2 protein-coding genes are annotated in these 14,399 nt (G+C 56.8%); both read left to right on the forward strand.

Annotated features, from left to right (window positions below; all coding sequences use genetic code 11):
- Positions 1–281: 281 nt before the first annotated feature.
- Entirely contained in the window at positions 282–12,446 is a 12,165-nt protein-coding gene (locus tag MNO13_RS22610) for an Ig-like domain-containing protein (RefSeq protein WP_241939337.1), read from the forward strand.
- 38 nt (positions 12,447–12,484) lie between these two features.
- On the forward strand, positions 12,485–14,392 hold the full coding sequence (locus MNO13_RS22615) for a TolC family protein (RefSeq protein ID WP_232887082.1): 1,908 nt from the start codon (positions 12,485–12,487) through the stop codon (positions 14,390–14,392).
- The last annotated feature ends 7 nt before the right edge of the window (positions 14,393–14,399 follow it).

Consider the following 14,399-nt stretch of genomic DNA (forward strand, 5'->3'; position numbering starts at 1 on the left):
ATGATCGCTTAATCGATGTTCAACCCTGCGTAATAATCAAGCAACAATAGTAACGGCACGGTTATTTATTATTATCGTAGTCATTAATTTAGCGTTTTATCCTGGCTTAAATATCTTAACCAGCAGTTAAAAACCATATAATAAACATGGCTAATCAATATAAGAATAATCGCAGAAACATTCGTAAATATTATGTAATAAGGACATAGAGCATCTACATATTATGTAACTTGCATGTATCATTGATGTTAATGACGCTGAAGTTGCCAAGAGTAAATGCCATGTCCAGACCTCGAAACGATAATCCCACCCGCCCTCGTCACCACCGTTTCGCTCTTGAGCCACGCCAGTTATTCGACGGTGCGGCAGCCGTTGAAAGCGCTAATCATGCAGATAACCCATTAGATGCCACGCATCATGACAACGCCCCTGACGCCGCAAAAGCGGTGTTTGTGCCACCAGCACCGGTGCCAGCGCCTGCGTCAATAACCGCCCCTGCGCCTACCGATGCCCCTGCCGCACATGAAGTGTATGTGGTCGACAGCCATGTACAGAATTGGCAATCACTGGTAAATCAATTGCCGGAAGGCAGCCGCGTGGTGGTGCTCGACGCACAACATTCCGGGCTGGAACAGATTAATGAAGCGCTTAAGAACGATAAAAATATCACCGCGATTCATATCATCAGCCACGGTGCCAGCGATGAAATCACCCTGGGTAGCGACAAACTTAACGATCAGACCATTACGCAGTACCAGCAGCAATTAGAAAAACTTGGCGAAAAGCTGACGACTGACGGCGATATTTTGCTGTATGGCTGCAACGTCACGGCGCAAGACACCACGCTGATTACGCGTATGGCGGATTACACCCACGCAGATGTTGCCGCATCCAGTGATGAAACCGGCAGCGCGTTAAAAGCCGCCGACTGGACGCTGGAATCCCACACCGGGGTGATTGAAACCCGTTCGCTCGAGCTGGCTTACGACGGCGTTTTGCAGGCACCTGAACTGACCACCCGCGTGCCGGACATGGTGGTTTCCGAACCCAGCGTACTGCACCCAGGTGCGGAAACCGGCAGCTTTAGCGGCTTAACACTGAATGTCAGTGATGAAAAAGTTGCCATCAGTGTCACGCTGACCAACGGTGCCGCAGGCGATCTGGTTAATGGTAGCTCGGCGGGGAAAACGCTGGAGTTCGTCGGTTCGGTGGCGGATGCGCAAGCCTGGCTTAACGCGCTGAAATTTACCGCCAGCGATAGCGAACTCGGCCAGCAATCTGCCACAACCGACGTGCAGTTTTATATCCTGACGCTGTCCGGCAACGACAGCCTGGTAACGCATATCACCGTCACACCTGCCAACGACCCGGTGGTGGTGGATAACAGCACCTTGATCGTGCCAGAAAATAACGGTGCGGGAACCGTGATTACCGAAGCCACGCTCGCAGCGCTGGATCCAGAATTAGCCGCGGGTGCGCAAAGTGCCTCGCAAATTGTCTACAGCCTGACCGAGATGCCGCAATACGGTTATCTGACCTTAAACGGCACGCGACTGGGGGTCGGTTCGGTATTTACCCAGCAAGATGTGCGCGATAACAAGCTGGTGTATGTCCACACTGCAACAGGCAGTGCACAAAACACCGCCGACAGTTTCACCGCCAAAGTGAACGACGGCGCAACGCCAATTAATCTTTCCGACACTGTGAAAGTGACGCTGGAAATCGCCCCTGAAAATCAGCCGCCAACCGTTTCAGGCGGTGGGATTGTCTTTGAAGGGCAGCCTGCCAACGCGGCCAACACCGGCAACGTTGGGCAATATATTGTCGCCGATGGCGGTGGCGATACCCAGGACGGCGAACTCACCTTAACGATTACGGCGCTGCCTACTCACGGCACGCTCTATTTTAATGGTGTGGCGGTGATTCAGGGACAGCAGATCAGTTATAACGACCGCAACTTGCTGACCTATGAAAACAACGGCGAAGAAGGCATTACACAAGACACCTTCGGCGTGCGCGTCACCGACCAGGGCGGCGGCACCGCAACACCTGCCAGCAGCGATGCGCTGATTGCGCTGACTATCCAGCCGGTGGATGACGACCCGGCTCTCAATCCGGATTCCACCCTGCTCGCCGATGTGGCGGATGGGCCGGACAGCGTGGTGCTGATGCCAGAAATGCTCGCCAGCATCGATGAGGACTCCCCACCAGACCGCGTCAGCTTTGTGGTTAACGTTGACGGGCTAACACACGGTTACCTGACGCTGAACGGCGCGCGCATGCAGAACGGCGACACCTTCACCATGGAAGACGTGGTGGAAGGACGGGTGGTTTATACCCAGTATTTGAACGCGCCCATCGATGGCATCGACAAATTTAGTTTCCGCGTCATCGACCACTCCACCGCTCTGCGCTGGAACGCCGACGGCAGCACTTTCACGCGCCAGGGCGGGATTTGGGACAGCGAAAGTCCCGATGCCAAATTGACCCATTTCGACTTCACCATTGGCCTGGTGCCGCTGGCCAACAACCCGCCACCGGATCAAGTCCCGCCGCTGGATACTTCTGGGGACAGTACCAGCTCTGGCTATATTGGCGATGACCCCAATGGCGCGGCGCATGGCATTATTCTGGAAGGCGGCTCACTGACCCTTTCCGGCACCGGTAATATTAGCGATGCCACGCCGGGCATGAGTTACGTGGTTCCGGGTGTTCAGCCCGAGCAAATTGTCTATACCTTCCTGGGCAGCGGCAGCGGGCAAACCGGCCTGTCCATCCTGAAAAGCGATGGCAACGGCGGTTACACGGTGATCAACGCTTTCGGTACCTTTACCCAGGCCGATTTGAACAACGGGTTAATCAGCGTTCGCCATGACGGTGGCGAAAACTTCCACTTCGATGGCAAGTTTTCGGTTTCCGCAGGACAAGTCACGCTCGATAGCACCGGCAACCCAATGGCGGTGACCTGGAACCCGGAACTGAAAGTGTTCGTCACACCGGTGAACGACGCGCCGGTGATTGCTGGTTCTTCCAACACCGTGCTGGCAGAAGGCGAAACGGTGATCATCACCAACTCGCAGCTGCAACTGGGCGACCCAGATGACGCCAACAGCGGCTCACCGTGGGAAGATGGCCCAACGATCAACGGCAACGACAATAACTACGCTTACAATAACGATCTCACAGGCGACAGGGCGCTGAAGTTTGCCTTCCTGACTCTGCCGACCGGCGGCGTGCTGCAATACTTTAACGGCACCAGTTGGGTGACGATCACTGATGCAGATATCGGCACCTTAAAGCTCGATGCCAGTTTGCTGAAAAACGACAGCACCAGCGGCCTGCGCTTTGTCAGCAACGGATCTGAAGTCCGCAGCACCAGCTTTGTGGCTTATGCGGTGGACCGCTGGGGCATGCAGTCGGCGACCAACGCCACGGTGGGCATCACCATCACCAACGTCAACGATGGGCCGAAAATCCCCCAGACGCCGGATAGCCCGGAACTTGTGGTACCGCCAGATTCACCGAACAATCTCGGCGGCCAACCGGCCAACAACCCGGCGACAGTGGTTGAAGGCAGCTATGTGCAAATCAATGGCTCGCAGTTGCAGGCTTACGACCCCGACAGCAGCCCTGAGCAGGTGCAATTTACCGTCACCAACTCACCGGACCACGGGCATCTGGCCTTTTCCCGCGACGGCGTGAATTTTAGCACCATCGGCAATGGCTCAACCTTCACGCAGGCCGACATTAACAACGGTTATATTTATTACCTGAATGACGGCGATGAAATCAGCGGCGACGGCCTCAATGCCGATGGTTTCGACTTCACGCTGTCTGATGGTGACAAAGAACAAGCCGCTAATCATTTCGCGATTAATATTACTCCGGCAAACGACAAACCCACTGTCACCGCCCCTTCCGGGCCAATTGACATCGGTGGCAATTCCCATGCGGTCAGCGGATTTACCGTTGCCGACCCGGATATCACTGGCACCAGCAGCGCGACCAATATTCTCCAGACCACCGTGCGCCTGCTACACAACGATGGCAGTGCGTTCAGCCAAAGCGAATACAACAACATCAGGCTGGCGGCCAATGGTGCAAGTGGCGCACTGATTACCGGCGGCGACGGCGGTTATCTGGTGATCACCGGGACTGTCGCGCAGATCAACAGTGCGCTGAGCGGTTTGACCGTCACCTTCCCTGATGACCGCAACACCGTTTATCAGGTGCAGGTGATTACCGATGACCGCTTGCGTACCGGCAATGGTCAGCTCAATGGCTCAGCCAACGGCGGGCCGGTCAACCAGCCGACTAACCCGGCAACCGGCTCGCTGCCAGGCGCTGTCGATAACGTCAATTACGACTGGTATCAGGATGGCGTCCCCGCCAATAACGGCAATATTTCGGCAAACCAGGTGGCGATTAACGCCTCGGAAGTCAACGACCCTGGCACGCTGGTCGTCACCGATAGCGACAAAAACACCTTTGAAGATCAAGCTACCTGGATTGGCGGTGATTTCGTCATTACTGACGTGGAATCCAGCGCCTTTGGCAAACCGGTGACGGTGACGCTGACGGTCGGCCAGGGGCAACTGGGGATTGGCGGTGCTGCCAATGACAGCAACCTGGAAATTAACGGTGTGACGATTCAGGGCGATAATTCCGGCACCCTGATTTTGACCGGCACCGCCAGCGCAATTCAGGCCTTGCTCAACGACCCGACCAACGGCCTGACCTACAAAAGTGCGTTGAATGCCAACCACGACCAGAACGGCTCGGCAGCAGGCGATGTGACGCTGAATGTTCATCTCGACACCAGCACTGCCAGCGTCGGCGACACCGGTGGCCTGCCGCCTGCCGATGTGCAAATAGCGCTGACGATTACGCCAGTGAACGACCCGCCAACCATCACCGCGCCTTCGGACACCATTCTGCTCGACAACAACGCGCCGGGCGGCAATAACGTCGACGGCTTTGTGATTGGCGACCCGGATGTTGCGGATGCAGGCGGTATTGCGGCAGGTGAAAACGACATCGTACAGGTGACGGTACGCATCACCGATGAAAACGGCAACCCGTTGAGCGTGTCGCAGTATCGCGATCAGCAAAACTCGGCGATTACCATTTCGTCGCTCAACACCACCTCTGGCGTGTTTATCCAGAACACCAGCCAGGACGGCGTGACGCCGCCCTCCAACGGGCAAAACGCGCCGCTGGTGATAACCGGTACCGTCGCGCAAATCAACGCTTACCTCGCGCAACTGCAAGTCACTATGCGCGGGGCGATTCTTGACGATGCTGACCAGTATTTCCGCGTTGAAGTGATTGTTGATGACCGCGTGCGTGATGCCAATGGCAACCTGACCAGCTCCGCAAACGGCGGCGATAACATCGGTCCTGGCGGTGTTGGCACCTCGCAAGTCCCCAACACGGTGATAAGCCCTTACGCCGCGATTCCCGGCGGGCTGGGGCAAAACGTAGCCTCCACTTACCGCACTATTTTCCAGAGCAGCGTTAACGACCCGGCACAAATCAAGCTCGGTGAAAATCCAGTACTGAATACCGATGAAAACAGTGCCACCGTGACGCTGCCGCCGATTACCATCAGTGATTCGGATGCGGGTAGCCAGAGCATGACGGTCACCGTGAAACTGCCGAACGGTTTTGTGTTTGTGGCCCCCACCGGTAGCGGCGGAACATTCACGGGAGCAGGCACCGACACGCTGACGTTCAACGGTTCTTACACGCAAATTAACAGTTATCTGGCGGGGCTGAGAGTCACACTGCCTGACGCAGATGGCAGCGCCACGGCGGCTGACTGGAACGGCAATTTCGGCGTCAAGGTAACGGTTAACGACCACGGCAATTCCGGCTCAAGGCCGGGATCGCTGCCAGGAAGTGGCAACGACCCGCATCAAGACCCAGGACAGGTGGAATACGAAGAAGGCGATGACCCATCTGCGCTTATCACCACGCGTGAATTTACCTTCACGGTCAATGCGGTGAACGATGCGCCAGAGGTGGTCGGCACGCCATCCGTCACCATCCCGACGCTTGAAGAAGATACCCTCGGCAGTTCGCTTGCGGGCAGCAACATTCACGACCTGTTCTTCGATTTCTTTAACGATGAACGCGACACCATCAATAACGACGGCACCGTTGGCGTGGGCGGCGGTAGCAGCGCAGACAGCTTCTATGGTGTGGCGATTACCAGCCACACGCCGAATACCGCGCAGGGCGACTGGCAATATTCGCTTGATGGCGGTACCAGCTGGCAGAACGTTGGGGCGCGTAGCGACAGCAACGCCCTGGTGCTTACCGCCAGCGCCTCGCTGCGTTTTGTTCCGGCAGCCAACTATTTCGGCGATCCGGTAACACTCGGTGTGCGTTTAGTGGAAACCAACGCCAATGGCGATGTTTCCAGCACACCTGCGCTGCCTGACAACGGCGAGCAAATTAATATTGATGCCACAGGCGGGCATGGCGGCACCTCGATCTACAGTGAAACCGTCATCACGCTAAGCACAGAGGTCACCAATATTAATGACCGCCCAACTCTTGGCGACACCACCGTCACCATTGCCGAAGACACCCCGACACCACAAACCATCGGGCAAATTTTCCAGTCAGTTTATGGTGATGCCACAGACAACCAGACCGCTATTGCAGGCGGTGGAAACGCCAGCGGCGCACTGGGGTTTATCGCCATTTATGGTGACGACACTGACGCCAGCAAAGGCCACTGGGAATACAGCACCGATGGTAGCAACTGGCTGACGATCCCGTCAGATGTCAGCGCCAGCAACGCGCTGGTTCTCGCCAGCACCACGCAACTGCGCTTTGTGCCATTAGGCGATTACAACGGCCCGGTGAGTGGCGGCCTGCAACTGCGCGCCTCGGATACCACCGATACTTCGTCGTCAGGCGCAGGGGTGACGAATGGGCGGGTGAATTTCTTCGATTTCGCCAAAGACGGCGACCAGACGTCACATTGGTCGAATACCGCCAGGCTTTCCGTGACGGTGACGCCAGTGACCGACGCCGCCAACGACAGCTTCACCACCCACGCCAATGTGCCACTGGTGAATAACACCAGCGATTTACTGCTCAACGACACCTTCAGCAATAGCGATAAAACCGTGACCGCCGTGACGCAGCCGTCGCACGGCACGCTGACGTTAGTCAACAATGTGCTGACTTACACGCCAGATACCGGGTATGTCGGCTCCGACAGTTACACCTATACCGTGGTCAGCGGCGGCATCACCGAAACCGCGACCGTGACGATTAACGTCACCAACCAGGCTCCAACTGGCGTCACCGATAACCTGTCGATTGACGAAGATAGCCCGTTAACCCTCGGCAACGTGCTCACCAATGACAGCGACCCCGATGGCGCAGTCGATACCTTAACCGTGAAGAATTTCACCGTTGAGGGCAACACTTACGCAGCAGGTACCACCGTGAAACTGACGGGCAGCCACGGCACCTTACTCATCAACGCCGATGGCAGTTACCTCTATACGCCCGGCGGTGACTGGCATGGTGACATTGCCGTCAGTTATGTGGTCAGCGATGGCAATATGGGCGGCGACAGCAGTGCGGTGCTCGGTATCCACGTCGCCGCTGTTGACGATGCGAAAAACGATGTCGAAATCGAGCACACTGGCACGGTGATCACCACCGATGTGCTGGGAAATGACACCTTCAGCAATATCGATCAAGCCGTGACCAGTTTCACTCAGCCACAACACGGTACCGTGACGCTCGGGCAAAACAACAAGCTGATTTATACCCCGGATGCGGGTTTTGTCGGCAGCGACCGCTACAACTACACCGTGACCAGCGGCGGAGTGACGGAAACCGCGACGGTGTTTATCTTTATGACTAACACCCCGCCAGACGCTTCCAACCAATTCGCGGTCACCGATGAAGACACGCCAGCCAGCGGCGATGTTTTACACCTGATTATTGACCCGGACGGCGACCCGCTTCATGTGGTCGATTTCCAGATTGACGGTATCAGCGGGACATTTGCCGCCGGGCAAAAAGTGACTATCGCCGGCAAAGGCGATTTCACGCTAAATACCGATGGCAGTTACCTCTTTACGCCCGTTCCAGACTGGAACGGCAAAGTGCCGACCATCACCTTCCACGTTTCCGATAACACCAGCGTGCCGCCAACCGAAAGCTCGCTGGACATCACCGTGCGCCCGATGGTCGACATTACCCACGATACCGCGACCACCCACGCCGGTACGCCAGTGACCATTGATGTGTTAGCTAACGACCATTTCAGCAACTCCGATGCGGCCATCCAGCAGACCGTATTCTCGGCAGCGCATGGCACCGTCACTCTTGTCGGCAACAAACTGGTCTACACGCCGAATGCCGGATATGTCGGTGACGATGTATTTACTTACACGGTGAAAAGCGGCGGCATTGAAGAAACCGCCTCCGTCACCGTCACCATGACCAACACCTTGCCGGAACCGCGCAACTCGGTAGTGCGAACCCCGGAAGATACAACGATTACTAATGGCGATTTGCTGGATGGCGCGCGCGATGCCGATTCAGACACGCTGACGGTCACCAACTTCACGATTGACGGCGTAGTCTATGCGGCGGATGAGTCCGTCGAGATTGAAGGAAAAGGCACGCTGACCATCCACAGCGACGGGCTTTACACCTTCGTTCCGGTGCCGGACTGGAACGGGCAGGTACCGCCTGTCACCTTTACCGTCAGCGATGGCAACAACGGCGGCCAGGTCACCCGCAACCTGGTGATTATTGTCCAGCCGGTGGCCGATATTCTGCCGGACGACGCCACCACGCATGCCGATAACCCGGTCGCCATCGACGTACTGCATAACGACAGCTTCAGCAACGACACCAAAACCGTGACCGCCAGCAGTGACGGCACCACGCTTGGGCGCGTAGAAGTATTGTCTAATAACACCATTCGCTACACCCCACCGCCAGGATTTGTCGGCACCGATACCTTTAGCTATTCGGTGACCAGCGGCGGAATTACCGAAACCAGCACCGTCACGGTAGTAGTCACCAACACCGCGCCAACCGCCAGAGATATGGAACTGACGATGGATGAAGACGGTACGTCGTTGAGCGGTTTGCTGACTGCCAGCGATGTCGATTCCGACGTAGTGCGGGTGACGTCATTCCATGTCGACGGTATTAGCGATGATTTCCTGATCGGCAATTTTGGCACCACCAGCGCCATTATTCCGGGCGTCGGCACCTTTACGCTGTCGTATGACCGCCACTACACCTTCACGCCGCTGGCGGACTGGAACGGTGACGTGCCAAAAATCACTTACACCGTGACCGATGATAACGGCGGCGCAACCGCCGTCGGGCATGTGGATATTACGGTGAATCCGGTGGTCGACATCGCTGATGACACTGCGACTCTTCACGCCGGAGGCAGTTCGACGATCAACGTGCTCGCCAACGACAATTTTGAGAATGACGATCGCGCTGTCACCCTCGTTGGCGCTGCGCAAAACGGCACCGTCACTATTGGCACGAACGGCAACGTGACATATACGCCGTCGCCGGAATTTGTTGGTACTGACAGCTACACCTACACCGTCACCAGCGGCGGCGTGACAGAAACCGCCACGGTGTTTGTCACCGTCGAGAACACCGCACCCATCGCTAACCCTGATACACAGACGGTGAACGAAGATTCGACAATCACCGGCAACGTGCTGGATAACGACCGCGATCCTGATAACAACACGTCGGTGCAGGACACGTTGCGCGTCACCAGCTTTACCTTACCAGGTGAAAGCGTGGCGCATCTGGCGGGCGAAACCGTCACCATTAGCGGCATTGGCGAGCTGACATTAAACGCTGATGGCAGCTATCAATTTGTGCCGGTTGGCGACTGGAACGGCTCGATTCCGCTCATCACCTATCAGATCAGCGACGGCCACACGGGCGGCACTGCCAGCAGCACGCTGACGCTGGAAATCACAGCGGTCGATGATATTGCGCCGGATTCCGCCAGCACCCACGCGGGGCAGCCGGTCACTATCGACGTGCTGAGCAACGACAGTTTCGAAAATGGCGACCGTGAGATTACCGCCACCAGCAGCGGCGCGCACGGCAGTGCCAGCATTGTCGATGGCAAAATCGTCTACACCCCGGTGGCGGGTTTTGTTGGCAGCGACAGCTTCACCTATACCGTCACCAGCGGCGGCAAGCTGGAAACCACCACGGTGACGGTGCAAATCACCAACAGCGCACCAGTGGCCAACCCGGACATTAACACCACGCTGGAAGACACCGTGGCGCACGGCAACGTGCTGACTAACGACACCGATGCCGACCCTGACGACGCTGCGGCACTTCACGTCACCCGTTTTACTATTGACGGCAACGTGTATGCGCCAGGCAGCGTGGTGACGTTAAGCGGCATGGGCGTACTGACGTTACGCGCCAACGGCAACTGGACTTTCGTTCCGGTCGCTGACTGGAATGGCACCCTGCCGGTGGTGAGTTACGACATGAGTGACGGCAACGACGGCGGGGTTTCCAGTTCCTCGTTAAGCATTACCATCGCGCCAGTTCAGGATGCCTTTAACGACCTGATTTCCGTCAACGGCAACAGCTCGGTGACCAGCGATGTGCTGGCAAACGACACTTTCAGCAACAACGATAACGCTATCGTTAGCATCAGCCAGGGCAACCACGGCACCGTCAGTGTCGAAAACGGAAAAATCACCTACACGCCGAATCTGGGTTATGTCGGCAACGACAGCTACACCTACACCGTGCTAAGCGGCGGCATTCTGGAAACCGCCACTGTGGTAGTGCGCGTCGCCGATCTCGCGCCGATCGTTAACCCGGAAGCGGTGATCACCCAGGAAAACACGCCGATCTCCGGAAATCTGTTAACTAACGACAGCGATCCGAACGGCGACCCGCTGCATATCTCCGTGTTCCAGGTGGGTGGTACGCGCTACAACGCGGGCGAAACCGCGCTGCTGGCGGGCATTGGCAGCCTGACGGTGCAAGCCGATGGCAGCTACACCTTTACGCCGGTAAACAACTGGCATGGCTTCGTGCCTGCGGTTACTTACACCGTCAGTGACGGTTACGCCGTTGGGGAAACCAACGGTACGCTGCGCATTCTGGTAGCACCGTCGGTGGAAATTCAGGTGCGCGAAGATGGCCTGACGCCGCTCGACCCTGGCGCTCAGGAAGTCAGCGGCACGCTTGATTTGCTGTCGCTCGATAAACTGAAAACCTTCACTTTCCAGGGCCGGGTGATCACCGCCGAGCAGCTATTGCAGCTCAATCCGCTGTCGCCAATCACCATCGAAACCGTGACCGGCACCATCACGCTGCTGGCTTACTACAGCGCAGCCGATGGCGAAGGGCATCTGGATTATCGCTTTGTGTTGCGCGAAGCGGTGGCGCAGCCAGGCCAAATCAGCACCCACAACGATTACGCCGTGGAAGTGAACGGCGTCAACGTCGGGCAGTTGCGCATTACGGTGGTGAACGACCAGCCGACCGCCACCGATGACAGCGCGGAAATCTTGCAGGATCAAGGCCAGCAAAACGTCAGCGGTAACCTGTTTAACGACGACCGCATCGGTGCTGACCGGGCCGCAGACAACGGCCCCGTCACGGGTGTGATGTCAGAAAATACTGGCGCGGCCGGGACGATTGGCGGCACCAGCAGCGGCCAGTACGGCACGCTGTTTTTAGATAGCCAGGGCAACTGGCGCTATCAGGTCAACAGTGCCGATCCACGTGTGGCAGCACTGGATGTCAACGCCACTCTGAGCGAAGTGTTTGTCTACACCATCACCGACAGCGATGGCGACACCAGCCAAGCACGCCTGACGATCCGCATTTATGGCGTCACCGCGATGCCCAATGACAACAACGACCGTGATGGCGAGCAAATCTTTGGCCGTGACGACGACGAGTTGCTGACCCCTTACCGCCAAAGCTACCAGCCAGGGCTGTTTATTCTGCCATTAGTGTATGACTTACAAAGTGATGCTACTGGTCTGCAAACTCGCCTCAACAGCCAGTTTGCCGCGATCGGTTACGGCATCGAACAAGCCAGTTCGCCAGTGATGCAGCAGGCCGTGCTGTTCTCGCGCTGGTACAACGACAGCCGTGAACAACGGGACTTGCCTGGTTTAGCAAGCAACGGGCTGGGGCAAAACTCACTGGGGAATTCGTTTGGCCCGTTTGGCATCGGGCAAGACAGTGAACGAAGCGCAACCCCACCCATCGCCATGGCACAAGAAAGACCCGCTCTGGAACGATCAGCAGGTGAACAACCTTCGGTTATCACCCTGGGAGCACAGCCTTTATCGGCACAGCTCGCAGCCCTTGAAAGAAAAACTTTGGCGTCCGGGAAGCACATTACAGTCCCGACAATCACTCGCCGGTAACTGGCTGAGAGCAATTGTTTAAGATGGAAAAAACAACGATGAACGCATACGTGGTGGCGCAATATAAAAAACGTGGCGTACCGTTAATCAAACCCGTGGCCGGTTTGATTGCGGTGCTGGTTTTGGCAGGCTGTGGCACGGTGAAACCGGAGCCGATGACTCAGGATGAAATCACCGCACGCGTGAATCGCGACCGGGCGGAAATGTACCGCGGGCAGGAAGCCCTGCATGGCCCACTGACGTTATCCGACGCGATGGCGCGAGCGTTAAAATATAACCTCGATTACCGCCTGAAAATGATGGAAACCGCACTGTCACGCAGCCTGCTGGATGTCTCGCAACAAGACATGCTGCCAAAACTGATGACGGATGCCGGTTATCGCTGGCGTGATAACGATTCGGGCGGCACCAGCGTGGGCATTGACGATGGCGTGATCAGCCTGCGTCCTTCCACCTCGGAAGAGCGCTCACATTACCTTGCCAGCGCCACGTTCTCCTGGGATGTGCTCGACTTCGGGATGAGCTACTTCCGCGCTAAACAGCAGGCGGATGAAGTGAACATCGCCGAAGAACGCCGCCGCAAAGTGCTGCAAAACATCGTCCAGGAAGTGCGTGATGCCTACTGGCGAGCGCTGGGCGCGCAGCGTTTGCTGGATGAAACCCAACCGCTGGCCGAGCAAATTGCCCAGGCGCTGGATAAAACCCGCGAAGCCGAACAGGCGGGGATTTTGCCACCGGTTGAAGGGCTGGAGTACCAACGCGCCCTGCTGGATGGCATGACGTTGCTCAACCAGAAACGCCAGCAAATGGAGCTGGCGAAAAGCGAGCTGACAGCGCTGATCAACCTGCCGCCAGGCACGCCGCTGGTGTTGCAAGACACCCCAACGCCGCTGGCTCCGGCACCGACTAACATCGATAAGCTCGAGCAAATGGCGCTGGAACGCCGACCTGAATTGCGTGAAGAAGATTACAAAACACGCATCGACAGCTACGAAACCAAGCGGCAAATTGCCTCGTTATTCCCGAACCTGAACCTGTTCGCCGGGATTAACTACGACTCCAACGACTATCTCTACAACAGTAACTGGATTGAGAGTGGCGTGGGGGTTTCGATGAACCTGTTCAAACTGTTGAGCATTCCGTCGATTAGCACCGCCAACGACGCGCGCGCGCAAACCGATGATGCCCGCCGTATGGCGCTGAGCATGGCGGTGCTCACACAGGTGCGTGTCGCCACCGAACGCTACAAACTCGCCTCCTATGACTTCCAGATTGCCGAGCAATCGGCGCAAGTTGACCAGCGCCTGGCGAGTATTTCCCGCGCCGGATCGGACAACTCGCTGACCAGTGATTTGGAAACATTAAGAACCCAGGCGCGTTCGATTGTTTCCCGCTTCCAGGAAGCGTCATCGTATGCCGAAGCGCAGGCCGCTTATGGCCGAGTGCTGAACTCAGTAGGTATTGATTTGCTGCCAGATCAGGTGACAAAAACCGACGTTGCCAGCTTATCGCGACAAATTCAGACCAGTTTGCGCCAGCAAGAAAGTGCGGTATTTGCCCATGCCGCCGGTATTACTGTTGAAAAACACCCGGTGTCGATTCAGGTCACACGCCTGCCCGCAGGCGTTTCGCGTGGCAGCATCGAGCAATCCGTCGGGCGGGTCATTGAAGCGAACCACCTGTCGCTGGAACCGTCTCCGAGCAGTATCCATTTGCAAATGAGCTTTAGCGGCGGCACCAACAATGGCATGCGCAAAGGCGTGTGGACGATGCGTGTCAAAGATGCCACCGGTGCCGAAGTGCTGGCGCGTCAGTACGTGAGTTATCTGCCAAACGAAGCCAGCACGCGTTCTATCAGCGCCCTGGCCGAAGCGGCAACGTTATCGATTACCAGCGATTTACAACGAATTGCCGGGGCGACCCCCGTGTTGACCGCGACGCCATGAGGTATTT

Origin of the sequence: Buttiauxella ferragutiae, from assembly GCF_022637515.1 — a bacterium.
Lineage (GTDB): Bacteria > Pseudomonadota > Gammaproteobacteria > Enterobacterales > Enterobacteriaceae > Buttiauxella > Buttiauxella ferragutiae.

Bases quoted from the DNA above. Each gene is read 5' to 3' on its own strand.
- MNO13_RS22615 (WP_232887082.1), top strand. From the start codon at position 12,485: ATGAACGCATACGTGGTGGCGCAATATAAAAAACGTGGCGTACCGTTA.
- MNO13_RS22610 (WP_241939337.1), top strand. From the start codon at position 282: ATGTCCAGACCTCGAAACGATAATCCCACCCGCCCTCGTCACCACCGT.